Annotated in this window: 10 protein-coding genes; 7 read left to right on the forward strand and 3 right to left on the reverse strand. The window is 53.4% G+C overall.

All coding sequences use genetic code 11. The annotated features are described in order from the left end of the window. The first annotated feature begins 50 nt into the window (after positions 1 to 50). Together MUB23_RS12970 and addA are read left to right on the forward strand one after the other, a co-directional pair. On the forward strand, positions 51 to 3413 hold the full coding sequence (locus tag MUB23_RS12970; RefSeq protein ID WP_244801014.1) for a PD-(D/E)XK nuclease family protein: 3363 nt from the start codon (positions 51 to 53) through the stop codon (positions 3411 to 3413). Continuing rightward, positions 3414 to 6956 carry a helicase-exonuclease AddAB subunit AddA gene (addA, locus tag MUB23_RS12975; protein WP_244801015.1) on the forward strand — a complete coding sequence of 1181 codons (3543 nt, stop codon included), beginning with the start codon at positions 3414 to 3416 and terminating at the stop codon, positions 6954 to 6956. Between the two features lie 534 nt (positions 6957 to 7490). Here the strand turns inward: addA and MUB23_RS12980 are convergent. After that, a complete protein-coding gene (locus tag MUB23_RS12980) occupies positions 7491 to 7886 on the reverse strand; it encodes an iron chaperone (protein WP_244801016.1) in 396 nt (131 codons plus the stop codon). A 229-nt stretch (positions 7887 to 8115) separates the two neighbouring features. On the opposite strand from MUB23_RS12980, the gene MUB23_RS12985 reads away from it, so the two are divergent. From MUB23_RS12985 to MUB23_RS13005, 5 genes are all read left to right on the forward strand, one after another. Then, on the forward strand, positions 8116 to 9087 hold the full coding sequence (locus MUB23_RS12985; protein WP_244801017.1) for an ABC transporter permease: 972 nt from the start codon (positions 8116 to 8118) through the stop codon (positions 9085 to 9087). Then, the gene (locus MUB23_RS12990; RefSeq protein ID WP_244801018.1) at positions 9084 to 9974 is read left to right on the forward strand and encodes an ABC transporter permease; all 891 of its coding nucleotides are present in this window, start codon (positions 9084 to 9086) and stop codon (positions 9972 to 9974) included. Before MUB23_RS12985 ends, MUB23_RS12990 begins: the two co-directional genes overlap by 4 nt. 12 nt (positions 9975 to 9986) lie before the next feature. Continuing rightward, positions 9987 to 10973 (forward strand): ABC transporter ATP-binding protein, encoded by a 987-nt coding sequence (locus MUB23_RS12995; RefSeq protein ID WP_244801019.1) that lies wholly within the window; start codon positions 9987 to 9989, stop codon positions 10971 to 10973. After that, positions 10966 to 11922, forward strand: coding sequence for an ABC transporter ATP-binding protein (locus MUB23_RS13000; RefSeq protein ID WP_244801020.1), 957 nt, complete (start codon positions 10966 to 10968; stop codon positions 11920 to 11922). The genes MUB23_RS12995 and MUB23_RS13000 overlap by 8 nt, the downstream gene beginning before the upstream one ends. Positions 11923 to 12068: 146 nt before the next feature. After that, positions 12069 to 13736, forward strand: coding sequence for an ABC transporter substrate-binding protein (locus tag MUB23_RS13005; RefSeq protein WP_244801021.1), 1668 nt, complete (start codon positions 12069 to 12071; stop codon positions 13734 to 13736). A 598-nt stretch (positions 13737 to 14334) separates the two neighbouring features. Here the strand turns inward: MUB23_RS13005 and MUB23_RS13010 are convergent. Both MUB23_RS13010 and MUB23_RS13015 read right to left on the reverse strand, forming a co-directional pair. Then, on the reverse strand, positions 14335 to 15963 hold the full coding sequence (locus MUB23_RS13010; RefSeq protein ID WP_244801022.1) for a response regulator transcription factor: 1629 nt from the start codon (positions 15961 to 15963) through the stop codon (positions 14335 to 14337). Next, on the reverse strand, positions 15938 to 17746 hold the full coding sequence (locus MUB23_RS13015) for a sensor histidine kinase (protein WP_244801023.1): 1809 nt from the start codon (positions 17744 to 17746) through the stop codon (positions 15938 to 15940). The genes MUB23_RS13010 and MUB23_RS13015 overlap by 26 nt, the downstream gene beginning before the upstream one ends. Positions 17747 to 17796: the final 50 nt, after the last annotated feature.

Here is a 17796-nt window from a genome sequence, read left to right on the forward strand (position 1 = left end):
ATTTGATAGGAAATTCTTTTTGGTTGTGATAGAGAAAGGATATTTGAGACATGCCACTTCAACTGCTTCTCGGTGCCTCCGGAACCGGAAAAACGAAATTACTATATGAAAAGCTGATCGCATCGGCGGCAGCCCGTCCTTCCTTGCGCCACATCGCCTTGGTGCCGGAGCAGTTTACCATGGAGACCCAGAGGCGTTTGGTCACCATGACACCGAACCATGCGATTTTAAACATTGATATTCTCAGTTTCGAGCGGCTGGCTTACCGGGTATTTGAAGAGCAAAACCTGGAAGAATGGCAGATCCTGGATGATATCGGGAAAAACATGCTGCTGCGCCGGGTGGCCGGGAAAAAGAAAAAAGAACTGTTGGTGTTTCAGAAAAACCTGGGGCGGGCCGGTTTCATCAGCCGCATGAAATCCATGCTCTCAGAGCTATATCAGTACGGTGTCGGAGAGGAAGAATTGACGGAAATGATGGAACGGGTGAAGGATCAGCCTTTGCTGAACCGGAAGCTTTCGGATATCCTGGTCTTTTACCGTGCGTTCGCGGAGGAGATGGGCCAGCGCACGATCCCGGCCGAGGAGCTGCTGCTGATCCTGGCAAAAACGCTGCCCCGGTCAAAGTTTTTGAAAGGGGCGGTGGTGGCCATGGACGGTTTTACGGGATTTACGCCGGTCCAGTACCAGATCGTGGCCGAGATGCTCCGCCAGTGCGGCTTGGTTACCATGGCCTTTACCCTGCCGGAGGGGGTTCCTCTGGAACCCATCGAGGAATTTGAGCTTTTTTCCGTCAGCAAAACCAGCGTAAAGCGCCTGAAAGAAACGGCGAAGAATGTCCGGGAGCCGGTGGAGCTTTTTTATGCCCCCTGTCCGAAGACGGGGCCGGTCCGTTTTGACGGGCAGCCGGCCCTTGCTCATCTGGAGCGCTATCTCTACCGCTACGGAAGCGGATCCGTCTGGCAGGGAAGGCCGGAGGGGATTTCCCTCCATCTGGCCCAGAACCCCCGCAGCGAGTCGGAACTTGCGGCCCAGGAAATCCGGCGTCTCGTACAGGAAGAAGGGCTGCGGTACCGGGAGATTGCGGTGGTGACCGGCGATCTTCCCGGCTACCGCCCTTATCTGACGAAGGAATTGGAACAGGCGGAAATTCCTTATTTCATGGACACGAAAAAAGGCTTGATGGGAAATCCTATGGTCGAACTAATCCGGAGCGCTCTGGAGGCCGTGGAGAAAAATTTCCCTTATGAACCAGTATTCGGCTATCTGCGGACGGGGCTTTCCCTCCTTTCCCAGGAGGAAACCGATCTTTTGGATAACTATGTCCATGCTACCGGAAAACGGGGGGCCTCAGCCTGGAAAAAAGAGTGGAAAGAGAGCTGCCGCGGCCTGGAACTTCTGGATTTTGAAGAGATCAACCGCCTGCGGGAGGAGGCTGCCGCCCCCTTGTTCCGCCTGAAGGAAAAAGTAAAAGGAACGGTCCGAGAGGCGGTTTTCGGCATCCGCAATTTTTTGCAGGAGCTCTCCGTGCCGGAAAAAATGGCGGCTTTGGCGGAGGGTTTTGAAGAAAAAGGGAATTACCGGAAAGCGGAAGAGTATGAGCGGGCGCCGGAATATCTGGAAGAACTTTTCTCGAAGATGGAGCAGCTCCTGGGGGACGAACATCTGTCTTTTGCGGAGTTCGGGGACGTTCTGGACGCCGGTCTGTCCGAAGTGAAACTGGGATCCATTCCTTCCTGCCTGGACCAGGTTCAGGTAGGCGATATTGAAAGAAGCCGTCTCACCGACATTAAAGCGCTGCTGTTTTTGGGGCTCAACGACGGCATCGTGCCTTCCCCCGGCGGAGCAGGCGGGATCCTCTCGGATGAGGAAAGGGAAATCCTGGGCCGGGAGACGGAGGCGCTGGCTCCCACCGCAAAGAAGAAAGCTTTTATGGAGCGGTTTTATCTCTACAGCCTGATGACCAAGCCCTCCCGGTTTCTCTGGCTCTCCGCCAGCAAATTGTCCGGAAGCGGGGAGGCCAGGCAGCCTTCCTCTGTGCTGGGCCAGTTAAAGCGGCTGTTCCCCGATCTCTTGGCGGTGGATGAAGAAAAGGAACGCCGGGTTTTCAGCCGCGGCAGCGCCCGTGAGGTGCTGGCGGCCGGAGCCGGACATCTGCGGGAAGGAGAGCCGGAAGACTGGTGGGTGGAACTGTACCGGCTGCTGAGGGAATGCGGCGGGGAGGAAGAACGGCTGGAGAAAGTTTTGGACGGTTGCTTTTTCCAGTACAGGGAAGGAAAGCTGAGCCAGGCGGCAGCGCGCGCAGTCTACGGCGATGTGCTTTCCGGCAGCGTGACCCGGCTGGAACGGTATGCGGCCTGCGCTTACGCTCAGTTTTTGACCTATGGGCTGCGGCTTTCGGAACGGGCGGAGTATGAGTTCGGAGGTATGGACCGCGGGAATTTCTTTCATAAAGCATTGGAGACTTTTTTCCACAGCCTAAAGGAAGAGAATCTGTCGCCTGCTGATGTCACGGAGGAAAAGCGGAAAGTACTGACCAATCAGTGTATGGAAAGCGCCCTGGCCTCCGTGAATAGCGGAATCCTCAGCTCTTCGGCGAAAAATGCGTATTATGTAGATCGCTGGAAGCGAATCACGGACCGGACGATCTGGGCTCTCTGCGAGCAGTGGAAGGGCGGTGATTTCAGGCCGGAAGCCGCGGAACTCGCTTTTGACGGAAGGCAGGCCTCCGTGATGAGCTGGGAGCTTCCCGATGACGCTCAGATGTATTTAAGAGGGCTGGTGGACCGTCTGGATATCTGCGAGGACGGGGACAAGCTTTATGTGAAAGTCGTGGATTATAAGACCGGACATACCACCTTGGATCTCAATGGAATCTATTATGGCTTACAGATGCAGCTGGCCGTCTATCTCGACGCCGTGCTGGAGATGGAGCAGAGAAAGCATCCGGGCAAAAAAATCGTCCCTGCGGGCGTGTATTATTATCATATCGAGGAACCTCTGATCGACGGAGGCGGAGTCTGGTCAGAGGAGGAACTCAACGCAAAGCGGAAGAAGGCTTTACAGCTCTCCGGGCTGACCAACGGGGGAGACGACGCGCTCGCCCATATGGAGGAGGTCTCCGGAGACAGAATCAGCGAGGAGCAGTTTGCGTGCCTGCGCCGGTTTGTCCGGAAAAAAGTAAAAGAATTCGGGAGCGCAATTCTGAAAGGGGATATCACCGTGGCCCCCTACCGGCGGAAAAAGGATTCCGCCTGTGATTTCTGCGCCTTTGCCTCTGTCTGCGGTTTTGATCCCAAATTACCGGGATATCGGACTCGACGGCTGAAGGAACAAAAGGCTTCCGATATCTGGTCCCGGATCGAGGAGGAGCCATCAGGGGCAGAAGAACAAAAAGGAAAGGAGGGAGAGTAAATGGCGACACAGTGGACCCAGGCTCAGCAGGCTGTCATCGATGCCAGGACGTGCAACCTTTTGGTGGCCGCCGCGGCCGGGAGCGGAAAAACGGCGGTTTTGGTGGAACACCTTTTATCACGGATTTTAGACCGGGATCATCCGGCGGATATCGACCGGATGCTGATCGTCACTTTCACGAAGGCGGCTGCAGCTGAAATGCGGGACCGGCTGACCCATGCCCTGGAAGCAGCGATGGAGAAGGAACCGGAAAATCGCCGTCTGGAGCGCCAGCTTTCCCTGCTGCCCCATGCCCATATCTCCACCATCGACAGTTTTTGTATGTGGGTGGTAAAGAATCATTTTCCCCTGCTGGATCTGGATCCGGATTTTCGGATCGGGGAGGACGGGGAGCTGAAACTTCTGCGGGCCGATGTGCTGGAGGCGCTGTTAGAAAAAAAATACCAGGAAAAGTCTCCGGATTTTTTGGCCTTTGCCGACGCTTACGCCGACGGAAAGAACGATACTTCCATGGGAGATTTGATTTTACAGCTCTATGATTTTTCTCAGAGCGCGCCGTACCCAAATAAATGGCTGGATGAATGCCGCCGGAAATACGGGACGGACGAGGAAAGCCTCGACGGTTTTCCCTGGGCGTCGGAAGCGATGGAACGGGGGAAACGGAAACTGGAAAGCCTGAGGAAACAGCAGGAACAGGCTCTTTGTGAAATCCGCAGGGAACCGGTGGTTTCCGCCTACGGTCCCATGTTTTTAGCCGACCGGGAATTGGTGGATCAACTTTTGGCGCCGGATACGTTCTCGGAATGGGTCCGCGCCCTTTCATCCTTTCAGTTTTCCCGAAAACCTTCAAAGAAAGGCATGGACGGCGCCAGAGAAGTTCAGGAACGTCTCTCGGCGTTGCGGGATTTCGTTAAAAAAGAAGTGGAAGGTTTAAAGAAAAAATACTGCCTGGATGAACCGGAGGCGATGCTGGCGGCGATTCAGGCGCTGAAAAGACCAATGAACGTTCTGATCGACCTGGCAGAGGAATTTTCCGAAGCTTATCTTGCCGTCAAGAAGGAACGGAATCTGGCGGAATTTTCCGACGTGGCCCACTGGGCCCTGGAGCTTTTGGACGGACCCAGCGAATTGGCGCTTTCTTTAGGGAAAAGTTTTGACGAGATTGCGGTGGATGAGTACCAGGACAGCAACCTGATCCAGGAACGGATTCTGACCGCGATCTCCGGCGCGCACCGAGGAGAGCCGAACCTTTTTTTCGTCGGCGACGTGAAGCAGAGTATTTATAAATTCCGCCAGGCTAAGCCGGAACTTTTCCTGGAGAAATATGAGACTTATTCGGACGATCCGAAAGCAAGGGAAAGAAAGATTGACCTGAACAAAAATTTCCGCACCAGGCCTTCGGTGCTGGATGCGGTGAATCATCTGTTTTATCAGCTGATGGGAAAAGAATTGGGCGGCGTTTCCTACAGCGAGGAGGCCGCCCTCCATCCGGGAGCCTCCTATCCGCCGGACACGGAACCGGTGGAGCTTTTGTACGCGGAATGCGAGGATGCGGCGGACAGCCGGGAGTGGGAGGCGAAAATCATAGCGGGCCGGATCCGGGAGCTGATGGATCCGAAGAGCGGCATGCAGGTCTGGGATGCCAAGAAGGAAAGTTACCGTCCTCTTCAATACCGGGACATCGTAATCCTGCTGCGGACCACGGAAGGCTGGGCCGATGGCTTTGCCTCCCTTTTGATGAGCGAAGGGATTCCCGCCGCGACCCAGGAGAAAAAAGGGTATTTCAGCGCCGGGGAGGTTCAGGTGGTGCTGAACCTGCTGAAAATCATTGATAATCCCCGTCAGGACATCCCCCTGGCCGCGGTTTTACTCTCACCGATCGGCGGTTTTACCGAGGAGGAATTGGCGCTGCTGCCAAAGGATCCGGACGGGCCGGAACAGGTGGGCGCCGACACCAGTTTGTATGGACGCTGCCGGAGGAGGGGGGGAGAGAAGATCCAGGCGTTTCTCGCCCGTCTGGACCGGTACCGGGAATGCGCGGTTTCTCTGCCGATCCATGAGCTGCTGGATTTGGTGCTGGAAGATACTTCTTACGGCCTGTACCTGTCGGCCCTTCCCTCCGGCGCTGTCCGCCGGGCCAATGTGGAGATGCTGCGGGAAAAGGCCATGGAATTTGAGTCCACAAGCCTTCGGGGCTTGTTCCAGTTTAACCGGTATATGGAGAAAGCCCAGAAGTATGAGGTGGATTACGGTCCTGCGTCCACGCTCTCAGAGCAGGATGATCTGGTGCGCATCACCAGTATTCACAAAAGCAAGGGACTGGAATACCCGGTGGTGTTTGTCGCCGGCCTTGCCAAGCTTTTTAATCTTCAGGATGCCAGGAAGCGAGTGATTTTCCACGAGGAAGGCGGGATTGCTTCAGACCTGATTGATACGGAGCATATGGTAAAGATCCCCTGCCTTTATAAACAGGCTCTGGCCGACGCCATGGTGCGGGAGACCAAGGGCGAGGAGCTGAGGATTCTCTATGTGGCTTTGACGCGGGCCAGGGAAAAGCTGATTTTGACCGCGGCAGGGAAATCTTTGGAGGATGCCAGGGATAAGGTGAGGATGGCCGCCGGATTTTCAGAGCGCCTGCTGCCCGGCTGGTTTTTGGAGGACGCAAATTCCTATTTGGACTGGGTGCTGATGGCTTTGGCCAGGGATGAGCATGGCGTTGTGATCCGGCGGATTTCCACCGGGGAGCTGGTTGACAAGGAGACGGAAAAACTCGGACGGGGAGAGTGGCTTCGGGCTGCCTTGGAGGCGGATGCCCTGCCGGTGAGAGCGCTTCAGCTGAGAAAAGACTGGGAAGAACGTCTATCCTTCCAATATCCCCATGAAGCCCTGACCAGGGTCAAATCGGCCTATTCCGTATCGGAACTGAAAGGAAACCGGCTGCCGGAGGATGAACGACGGGGGCGGAAAAACGAGTCGGATCGCGGCAAAATGGCGCAACAGCATCCGGAGGAAGTTTTCTCTGGTTCCCGCCGCATCCTATCGGGAGCGGAGCGGGGGACTGCGTACCATAAGGTGATGGAGGTGCTTCCCCCGGAGGACGGCGCGGATCTCGGTAAAATTCAGGCAGTGATCAACCGTCTGTTTTCCGGTGAACCGGAGCTGGCGGCGTTGATTGGAGCGGAAGACATCGCAGGCTTTTACCGGACGGAATTGGGCCAGCGAACCGTGAAGGCGGAAAAGAGCGGGCGGAGACAGACCGAGCACCCCTTTGTCATGGGTGTCCCCGTGTCGGAGCTCTCCCCGGAGGTACAGGAGGACGAACTGGTTCTCATCCAGGGTATCATTGACCTTTACCTGGAAGAAGAGGACGGATTGGTCCTGGTGGACTATAAGACAGACGCAGTGGGGGAACGGGTTCTGATCAAACGGTATGGGAACCAGCTTTCCTATTACCAAAAAGCGCTGGAACGATCGGTGGGAAAGCCGGTGAAGGAAGCTTGGATCTATTCCTTTCATTTGAAGAAGGCGGTGCGTGCGTTTTGATTATTTAATCGTAAAAAAATTATTTTAATAATTCGTATCTGATCGCCGGTCAGGATCGTGTCTTCGGCGCAGTCCGCAAGTGTGAGGGGGAGGCCTACCTCTTTCGGCGCGGAGATTTCAGCCATGAGATCCCGACGCCGTTCGGCAATATGGCGGTGGGAATCTGCTACGATTCCCACCGAAAGCACCTGTATGATTCGATTAAAGACCGGGAAGTGTCGCTGATTCTTTTTCCCCACGGTTCTCCGGCCGGCCCAAAAAGCAGAAGGAGGAAAAACAGACGAATGACCGGATTTGTCAGGCCTATTTTTCCGCCTTCGGGGCGCCGGTGGTATATGTGAATAGTACCGGAAAGATGATCTTCCGCTCGATATCAGGGATGGAATCCGGTTTTATGAGAAGGAAAAGGTAAGATTCCTGACGAGGGAAAGAGAATCGGGCTAATTTTTGCGTCTGTTTTTCACAAGAAATAAAACGTTCCACCAGACTTCTCCCGTGAAAATTCTCTGCCAGCATAAAGGGAGGAGCTGCGGACTACGTTAAGCACCATTTTACAATATCCTCAATCAATTTTGAGGGCAGTATTTTGTTATAAGGAAGATAAATAGCGTTTTTCTTAGTGCTAAATCCATTTAACTCAGGCGCAAATTTCTCAATAGCTTCAATGCCCACATAAAGGCTGATATGATTTTTGCAGGCAGAAAATGAAACCGATTTCCCTGCTTTTTCATAAATTGGCATACTCCATGATATATGTTCATTTACATCTGGAACGTTATCTCGGATTATGGTTGCTATATTTCTTAAATGGGAACGTGCTTCTATAGATTGAGATTCTATATATTCTAATACCGTTTTTGGTGCTTCTCCACAATAATGTCCCTGATTTGTCTTTTTAAATTCTCTTCCACATTTTGGACATACCCACATATATTGTTTCCTCTCTAAAGTCCAATTTTTTTAGTCCGACAGACAGATACCCATATGATACCTCTTTTTCTGTCACAATTCAATCAGAAGTAGTAGGGGATCAGCAGAGGAAAAAGGGCGGAATCGTCCACCAGAGATGTCAAAATCATCAGTTTTGAATCCCCTTGGGATCTGATAACATAGGGCCAAGGAAGAGAAAACGAAGGTTTGAAGGAGGGAGAAGCAGCAGATGCAGGTATTCAAATATGTAATCAAGCGACTGCTCATGATGGTTCCGGTGGTTTTGGGAACGATTCTGATTCTTTACCTGATGATGATGGCCGTGGCCGGAGATCCGGCAGAGCTGATTCTCGGAGAGAACGCATCACAGGAGCAGTACGACGAGCTGCGGGAAGATTTGGGGCTGAATGATCCGATTCTTGTGCGTTATGGAAAATACGTATGGGATATCGTGTCCAAAGGGGATTTCGGAAATTCCTGGTACACCTCAAAGCCGGTGGCGGAAGGGATTTTGGAGCGTTTCCCGACGACGGCGGGCTTGGCCTCCTGCGGAATTTTTATCATGATCGTGATCGGCATTCCCATCGGAGTGATCTCCGCGATCAAGCAATATACCTGGGTGGACAATTTAGCCGTGTCGCTGGGAATGGTGGGGGTCTCGATGCCGAATTTCTGGCTCGGCCTGGAACTGATCATCATATTTGCCCTGAAGCTTGGCTGGCTCCCCGCCTCCGGATTTTATGGCCCGGCCTACTGGATTTTGCCAGGCATCACGGTGGGAATCAATTCCGCAGCGACCGTTATGCGGACCACCCGGTCCAGCGTACTGGAATGCGTCCGCCAGGATTACGTGCGGACCGCGCGGGCAAAAGGGCAGTCCGAACAGAAGGTAGTCGTCCATCATGTGCTGAGAAACGCGCTGATTCCGATTTTGACCGTCATCGGCATGCAGTTCGGCATCGCTCTTGGAGGCGCGGTGGTCGTGGAGACGATTTTCTCCATTCCAGGCCTTGGAAAATACATTGTGGACGCCATCGGAAAGAGGGATTTTCCGATCGTGCTGGGCGGCGTGGTGCTGCTTGCCATCTGCTTTAGCGTGGTGAACCTGGTGGTGGACCTGCTCTATGCGATCGTGGATCCCCGTATGAGAACCCAGTTCCAGGGAGGCAAAAAGAAAAAGAAGGAGGCGAAAGCAGCATGAAGAAACAAACAGAGTCAAAAGCGGCTGCAGGAGCTCCCAGAAAAAGGCGCAGCCAGGTGGCGGAGATCTGGAAGAGAATGAAGAGAAACCGGATGGCCATGATCGGTCTGGCCATCATCAGTTTTTTGATCCTGGCCTCCTTGTTTGCCGGCGTGTTGGCTCCCTATGGCTATGACATCCAAAATTTTAAGGAACGGTTTCAGTCGCCCTCGGCGTCCCACTGGTTCGGGACGGACAATTATGGCCGGGATATCTTGAGCCGGATTCTCTACGGCGGAAGGATTTCTCTGAAAATTGGCCTGGTGTCCACGGCGATTTCCGGATGCACCGGAATTATCCTTGGTTCCATCGCCGGTTTCTACGGCGGCCGGGTGGACAATATCATCATGCGGATTCTGGACGTCTTTATGGCCCTGCCCTCGATGCTGACCGCCATCGTAATCGCAGCGGCCCTGGGGCCCGGCGTGGGAAACTGCATGCTGGCGTTGGGGATCGCCACGGCTCCCCGGTTTGCCCGCGTGGTCCGGGGCCCGGTGCTCCAGCTGAAAAACCAGGAGTATATCGAAGCGGCGAGGGCCATTGACTTAAACTTTTTCCAGATCATCTTTTCTCATGTCCTGCCGAACGTACTGGCGCCGATCATTGTCCAGGCCACGCTCTATGTGGCCGGCGGAATCACAGCTGCGGCCGGACTCAGCTTCGTCGGATTGGGGGCGCAGCCTCCCTCACCGGAATGGGGAGCCATGTTGTCGGCCGGGAGAGCGTACATCGTGGATTCCTGGTGGATCGTAACTTTTCCCGGAATCGCGATTTTGCTGACGGTATTTTCCCTGAACGTGCTGGGAGACGGTCTGCGGGACGCTCTGGATCCGAAACTGAAAAATTAAGGGGGGCTTCCTATGGAAAAAGAATTGCTGAAAATATCTGATCTGACGATTCAATATAGCGTAGAGAATTCGGTGTGCCAGGCGGTCAATCATGTGGATCTGAAGCTGAACCGCGGCGAGACCTTAGGCCTGGTGGGTGAGACGGGGGCGGGAAAAACCACGATTGCGCTGGGTATCATGGGCCTGGTGCCGGATCCGCCGGGCAGGATTGTCGGAGGAACCATTACATTCGACGGCCTGGATCTGGTTAAGGCCACAAAGAAGGAGCTGCGGGAAATTCGGGGGAAAAAGATTTCCATGATCTTTCAGGACCCCATGACGGCTCTGAACCCGATCGATAAGGTCGGCGATCAGATCCGCGAGGTCATTGAGCTCCACAACAAAGGGATGAGCAAGGCGGAGGCTGCGAAAAAAGCCTGTGACACCCTGGAATTGGTTGGTATCCCGGCGGAACGCTACGACGAATATCCCCACCAGTTTTCCGGCGGCATGAAGCAGAGGATTGTGATTGCCATCGCCCTGGCCTGCAACCCGGAGCTTCTCCTCGCCGACGAGCCGACCACGGCCCTGGATGTGACGATCCAGGCCCAGGTGCTGGAATTGATGAACGGGCTGAAACGAAAACTGAATACATCGATGCTTTTGATCACCCACGATCTGGGCGTGGTCGCGGAAATGTGCGAGAAGGTGGCAATCATATACGCGGGAGAAATTGTGGAATATGGGGAGGCGGAACATATTTATGACCGCACGGCCCATCCTTATACCGAGGGCCTATTTGGTTCCCTGCCCAGCGTAGCGGATGAGAGAACCAGGCTGACGCCCATCGGAGGACTGATGCCGGATCCCATGAACCTGCCGAAGGGGTGTAAGTTTGCCCCTCGTTGCAAGAAGGCTGCGGAGGCATGTAAAGAGCAGCCGGTGCCGCTTGTGGAGATCGCGCCGGGACATTTTTGCCGCTGCCTGTTTGCGGAGGAAAAGGAGGGGCGTTATGAGTAATTTGCTGGAGGTTCAGAATTTAAAAAAATACTTTGAGACACCCAGAGGGCTTCTCCATGCGGTGGACGACGTCAGCTTTGGGATCCCGAAGGGGAAAACTCTGGGAGTCGTCGGAGAATCCGGCTGCGGGAAATCCACCTTGGGCCGGGTGATTCTTCACCTTTTGGACAGCACGTCGGGGAGCATTTCTTTTGAGGGAGAGGACGTGACCAACCCAGGAAAAACAAAACTCAGCGAGCTGCGCCGGAAAATGCAGATCATCTTCCAGGATCCCTACGCGTCGCTGAATCCTCGGATGACCGTAACCCAGACGATCCGAGAGCCGTTAAAACAGACCGGCGGTCTTTCCAGCGGCCAGATCTACGATAAGGTGGATGCAGTCATGGAGACCGTAGGTCTTGCGTCCCGGTTTGCCGAGAGCTATCCCCATGAGCTGGACGGCGGGAGGCGCCAGAGGATCGGGATCGCCCGCGCCTTAGCCATGGAGCCGAATTTTATAGTCTGCGACGAACCGGTTTCTGCGCTGGATGTATCCATCCAGGCACAAATTTTAAACCTGATGCTGGATTTGCAGCAGGAACGGGAGCTGACGTATATTTTTATCACTCACGATTTGTCTGTGGTAAAATACATCTCGGATGATATCATGGTCATGTATCTGGGAAAGATGGTGGAAAAGTGCAGCTCCAAAGGACTTTTTGCCGAACCTTTGCACCCTTACACCAAGGCACTGCTGTCCGCGGTGCCGGTGCCGGACATCCATCACAAGAAAAAAAGGGTGCTGATGACCGGGGAACTGACCTCGCCGATCAACCCCAAACCCGGCTGCCGGTTTGCGGCCCGCTGCCCCCACGCAAAGGAACTCTGTTTGAAAGAGTCGCCTGTCTTAGAGGAAATTTCACCGGGACATGTGGTGTCGTGCCATTTGGTCAGGGAAATGAATCATTAAAGCTTAGAAATGCCGAGATTGCCCAACAGCCGAAAAGCTGTCTGAAACGGCTGGAATCATTGCCGGACGGCAAATCGAAAGAATCAAAAAGGCGATTTCGGGTGAAAAGGAACCAGTCGGCAAGGAAAATGAGAAGGAGGAATTCTATGAAGAAAAGAGCATGGCTGACGGCGGGACTGATTAGTCTCAGTTTGATCGCAGGCTGCGGAGGAAGCGGAGCGTCCGCCACGACAGGCGCGGAGGCGCCGGCGGGAACCGAGGCAGGGAGCACGTCGGAAGTTCAGCAGGGGCGCAGCGGAGGCGTCAAGATCGACGGCCTGGAAACGGTCTACGGTAAAACCAAGGAGAGCGCAAAGGATACCTTCAACATTGCCATGTACACGGACGCGGGCACCTTTATTCCTTACAAAGCGTCGCCTTCCACCACGGCGCTGGCCAGCAGCTTTGTGCTGGAACGGCTGGGCCTGTTTGATTCCAATCAGGAGGTCGTCTGCACATTGGCGGAGTCCTATGAGTATTCGGAGGATGGGAATACGCTGATCATTCATCTGCGGAAAGGCGTTTTGTTCAATGATGGAACCGAGATGAAAGCAAGCGACGTGGTCTATTCCTACCAGAACGTATTTTACGGCACCAGTATCGCAGCTCAGTTTCAGACCTATGTGGATTTTGACAACATCAAAGCCACCGGCGACTACACGGTGGAACTTCCGCTGACGACGCCGGTTCCCTATGCCCATGAGATCCTGGTCCAGAGCTACGTGTTCAGCGAAGCCTACATGGAGAAGATGGGCGACCGTGCGGGCGTGGACGAAATCGTCGGCACCGGCCCCTACGTGGTGGAAGAATATGTATCCGGCGATCATGTCACCTTAAAGAAGAATGAGAGTTATTGGGATCAGAGCAATCCGCCCCGGCTGGAGACGGTGAACGTCCGTTTTATCGCAGAGGCATCGGTGGCCCTGATCGAGATGGAAAAGGGCAATATCGACTTTATCTTTGCCCCGACCGCCACGGAGGTGGACAGCGTGCTGGCCGGCAACGTGGAAGGCGCGAAAGTGATCGAGTGCGACAGCATCAACACTCACAACTTGATCTTTAACAACTCCAATACAGCCACCGCCGATATCCGGGTACGCCAGGCCATCGGCTATGCGATTGATCTGGAAGCCATCAATGAGGTCGTGTTCAACGGAATCGGCTACAACTCCACATCCCTGATCGCAAAGGATCACTGGGCCCATAATACGGAGCTGGATGCCAATCCGCTTTATGTCTATAATCCGGAAAAAGCCAAGGAACTGCTGAAAGAGGCCGGTTACGAAAGCGGGCTGACGCTGAAATGGGTCGGGGACAGCTCGGCGAACCATACGGCGGAATTTGAGGTGATTCAGAGCTATTTAAGCGCAGTTGGAATTGAGATTGATTTCCAGAACTATGACCGGGCCACCGCGTCGGAGACGATCAAGAACACCGAGGACTGGAGCCTGACGATCCTGGATATGGGAATGAGCGGCGAGCCTTACGGTTCTCTGGCAGCCACAATGAACGACGTGGAACCTGCGAAAAATACGATGAAGGTGATGGGGCTGCCGGAACTGCAAGAGTACACGGACCTGCTGAATGAGACCCGGATGATCCGCGACTTCAATGAGCGCGCTTTATCGTATCAGAAGGCCATGAAGATATGGATGGAAGGCTGTTATAACTTCCCGATTCATGATCTGGTGGAAACCTATGTCGCTTCCGAAAATCTGGAAGGGCTGGTCCGTTCTTCTCTCTACTGTGTCTTTAATTACTGCTATTTTGATTGAGCTTAAGGAAAGAAAACGCCGGTATATTTCACGAATTCCGGATGGATGGAAATGGAATAAACTATAATTTACACCTCTTGGACTCAATGGGACAGACAAACGGCACACGGACGAAAATCCATGTGCCGTTTTTTGACCGGTAACCAGAACCGCGTTCGGTGATTCATCGGAGCGGAAGAAAGTTTTTTACCTCATTTGCTCATTTTATGCGGAAGTGGTAATTGGGATTGACAAAATTGCCTCCCTGTGTCATAACTGACATACACAACAGCATAACAGATATAACACAAGGGAGCAACCTTGGTCTCGATCCGAGTTATGAAAAATTAAGGAAATGTGAGGGATGAGATGGATTTTACGATTTTGACCGTGGCGCTTTTGATCGGCGTTGCCGTACCGGTTCGCAATAAGCTCATTCGAAAATATCGGAATAGGGAGAAATAGAAATGTATACTTCGATTTTTCTGCTTTAATTATCATGGGGATACTGCTCACGTGGAGGCGATCCCAGATACGATAAAGAATGCAAAACCACAGTTGGAAACAAGGTTATTTTTAGGCTCCCGCCTCCCGGCGCAGGAGCCTTTTTCGTCACATCTCACATCAAATCTAAAGGAGGCAGGATTGCCGTATGGGCGATCCGGTACTGGAGCGGCGACATTCCCACAGTCTTTTTGAAGACCCGGCTGAAATACTTTTCGTCCGAATACCCCACCTGGGCCGCGATATGAAAGATTTTGATTTCCGGGTTTTCCAATAGTTCCTTTGCCTTTTGAATCCGTACGTTGTTAATGTAATCCGTAATGCCGGACCCGGTCTTTTTTTTGAAGCTCCGGGAAAGGTAATTGGAACTGAGGGAGAATTCTTCGGCGATGGATTCCAGCGACAGATGCTTGGCGTAGTGAAAATGGATGTATTGTTCGATCTGCTGGAATAGGTTCTGGGAGGCAGGCCCCATCCCCAGGACTCCTTTCAAGTAGTCGGAGATTGCCGAAAGGTCTGCGATCAGAGATTCCTCCATGACAGACAGATCGTATTGGCCGTCGTCACGGAACGGAAGTCGGAAATAGGAGCCCGGAGGCGCATCCAGTGACGCGGCGGTCTTGTGGTTCATACGGAAACTTTCAATCCAGCGCATACGCAGGCCGATGTAAGCAGTCCGAAACAGCAGCAGCTGGCGGAGGGTCAGACCTTTTCCGGAGGTCAGATCCGACAGACAAAGCCGGACCGCGATCCGGATTCCGGATGGATGGCCGTTTAACACCGCCGTGTACAACTGCTCCTCCATGCGGAAGACCGGAGGCGTTTCCGCTTCTTTTCCGGTGACATGGGAGAAACAGACCGGCTGCCGGGTGTACATCAAGCCGCAGGTCTGGACAGCGTCTTCCGCCTGCCGGACCGCATCGGAAAAGTTTACCGGAAAGGGCGCAGCCGGGCTCAGACCCAGGGGCAGGAACAGATGAAATTCTTCTCGGACCGCGTCGACGATCCGACGGCAGAGTTCGGGAATATTGGAAAGCTCGGAATGGAATAAAATATGGATATTCCGATCAATGGGTTCTTCACTTGCGATGCTCTGCCCGGTCTCATAGCAGAGATCATGGATGAAATTGACGATCAAAGAAAGATCACGCGCTCCGGAAAAGAGTTCGGAAGGCAGATGGCCTGTGGGCAGAATCCCGATCCGGCAGGATTCCATGGAGGAAAAGGCTGGCATGATCTCACAAAGCTGCGCCCAGATCACCGAGGTTTGATGGGACGTATGGTACAGGAGAAAAAGCCGCTGCGCCCGTTTCTTTGAAAGCTCCGAGTGGAGAAAATCGTAGGATTGTTCAATCAGCGCCTGGCTTGCCTCCACACGGTAGGTTTCGATGGCTTTTCCGACAGCCGCATTTAACTGATCCTCATCCAGAGGCTTTAAAATATAGTCGATACATTTCTGCTGCAGGGCGCTTCTCATATAATCGTATTTGCTGTACCCGGATATCATGATGATCTGGGCCGGAGGGTGAATCTCGTGTATCATGGCGATCAGCTGGAGGCCGGAGAGCCCCGGCATCTGGACGTCCGAGATCACCAGTTCCGGTTTTTCCGTGCGGATCAAAGCGGGAACATCCGCCGCCGAGGTGGTTTCCAAGATCGTATCAATCCCATATTTTTTCCAGTCTACCAATAATTTGACGGAGACAATGACCGGCTGCTCATCGTCCACAATCAGTGCTTTCATGGCGTTCCTCCTTGTTAGAAAAATGATTGAGCGGGATCTGCAAAGAGACCAGAATCCCGCCGCCTGAGACCAGTTTCAGCTCCATGGACGCGTCGTTGCCGTAAAGAAGTTTCAGGCGGTACAGGGTGTTTTTCAGTCCAATATGATTGGGGGTGGAAATCTGCTCCACATTGATTTGCCGGAGCGTTTCATTGATTTCTTCCAGGCGGTCCGTGGAAAGCCCGGTGCCGTTGTCCTCCACCGTGATCGTGAGAACCGATTCTTGCAGGGAAGCGTGGATTTTCAGGTAGGAGAAAGTTTTCCGGCACAGCTCCCCATGTTTGAAGGAATTTTCCACCAGAGGCTGCAGCAGCATTTTCGGAACCGGAATGTCTTCGGTTCCCGGTCCCATCAATAGTTCCGTGGAGATTCGGTTGTCGAACCGGACGTTCTGAAGGGTCAGGTAGTTTTGGACATACTGAAACTCCTGCCTCAGTTCGATGGAGGCCTGCTCCAGGTTCATGCTGTACTGCATCCGGGACCCAAGCATGGTCAAAAGGCGGTAAACTTCCTTGTCGCCATGCTGAAGGGACAGGCTTCCGATGCTTTGAAGCGCATTGTAGAGAAAATGCGGATTGATCTGGCTCTGCAGCATTTTGGCCTCGGCGTTCCGGTGGGCCCGGCTTAGCATCTGCTGGCGCTGAAACAGTTCATTGATATTGTCCATCATCCGCTCGACGTGAACGATCAGGTTCCCGATCTCATCTTTGCGGCAGTATTGGGTATAGTTGGAGATATGGGCGGTCAGGTCTCCGCACTCCACCCGCTGCACATAGCGGTTCAGGGAAATCAGCGGCCGGGTGGCGTGGTAGACGATATAGGCGCAGAAAGAGACGCATAAGAAACAAGAGAGCGTCAGCAGCAACAGGTTCAGCACCAGGGAATGATTGGCGTCCTCATAGAGAAGACCAAAGGATTCCAGACGAAGCAGCTGCCAGGGGGCATCCTGGCTCTCCAGGGCCTGATGAAAGGCAATGCCGTGGAAATAAGGCGTCTCGATGGAAGACCAGGTTTCCGGCGCACAGGATGCAAGAATTTCCTGGAAGCGCCCGGCGTCCATCTGCGGATCGTTGGTGTAGATCAGATTGCCGTTTGCATCCAGGAGGGCGACCGTATTATTTTCCGCACCGTCCAGATACTGGGCAAATGTGCTGACGTCAATATCAAAAGAGAGGGTGCCCAGCAAAGTTTCCCCAGTGGGATTGGAAATGTTCCAGTGGAACGAGCAGACCTTTTGATTCCGGTTCCTATTCAGCCTGGTTCCATAAGTATGAAAATTGTGGGGCTGTTCTGTGTAAGCTGTATAGAGCGGCGTATCTGCCGGAATGTCCACCGGGTACGGAGAGTCCGTCACGGTGCGGCCTGCCTGCCCGACTAGGTACGCTTTTTCCGAGTGATACAGGTGCAGGTAAATCTGTACGATCGGAGTCCGGCTGGAGAGATCCATGCTGGAGCGGAGGTAGGAAAGCAGCTCATAACGGTCCTCATAACTGTGTTCCTCCGCGCGCAGGATCCGGTAGATATTCGTGTTGTAATAGAGATTCATCGCGGTCTTGCGCATGTATTGGAAATAGATTTCCAGAGAAATTTTGTCCGAATTTACAGTCTGAATCCCACGGTCAATGGCATTGTTGTACAGGGTGTCTTTCGTGTGGAGATAGGTCACAATCGCGCATAGAAAAAAAGATATGAAAATGGTGAGCAAGAGGAAAAAAGTAATCCGTTTCACAAAACTTTGTTTCATGTCTTTTTCTCCATGAGTTGGGGTATTTTCTTACTATAGTATAAAAGGCT

The organism is Cuneatibacter sp. NSJ-177 (genome assembly GCF_022867805.1).
Classification (GTDB): Bacteria; Bacillota; Clostridia; order Lachnospirales; family Lachnospiraceae; genus Pseudolachnospira.

Bases quoted from the DNA above. Each gene is read 5' to 3' on its own strand.
- MUB23_RS12995 (WP_244801019.1), top strand. From the start codon at position 9,987: ATGGAAAAAGAATTGCTGAAAATATCTGATCTGACGATTCAATATAGC.
- MUB23_RS13000 (WP_244801020.1), top strand. From the start codon at position 10,966: ATGAGTAATTTGCTGGAGGTTCAGAATTTAAAAAAATACTTTGAGACA.
- MUB23_RS13005 (WP_244801021.1), top strand. From the start codon at position 12,069: ATGAAGAAAAGAGCATGGCTGACGGCGGGACTGATTAGTCTCAGTTTG.
- MUB23_RS12980 (WP_244801016.1), bottom strand. From the start codon at position 7,886: ATGTGGGTATGTCCAAAATGTGGAAGAGAATTTAAAAAGACAAATCAG.
- addA (WP_244801015.1), top strand. From the start codon at position 3,414: ATGGCGACACAGTGGACCCAGGCTCAGCAGGCTGTCATCGATGCCAGG.
- MUB23_RS13015 (WP_244801023.1), bottom strand. From the start codon at position 17,746: ATGAAACAAAGTTTTGTGAAACGGATTACTTTTTTCCTCTTGCTCACC.
- MUB23_RS13010 (WP_244801022.1), bottom strand. From the start codon at position 15,963: ATGAAAGCACTGATTGTGGACGATGAGCAGCCGGTCATTGTCTCCGTC.
- MUB23_RS12990 (WP_244801018.1), top strand. From the start codon at position 9,084: ATGAAGAAACAAACAGAGTCAAAAGCGGCTGCAGGAGCTCCCAGAAAA.
- MUB23_RS12985 (WP_244801017.1), top strand. From the start codon at position 8,116: ATGCAGGTATTCAAATATGTAATCAAGCGACTGCTCATGATGGTTCCG.
- MUB23_RS12970 (WP_244801014.1), top strand. From the start codon at position 51: ATGCCACTTCAACTGCTTCTCGGTGCCTCCGGAACCGGAAAAACGAAA.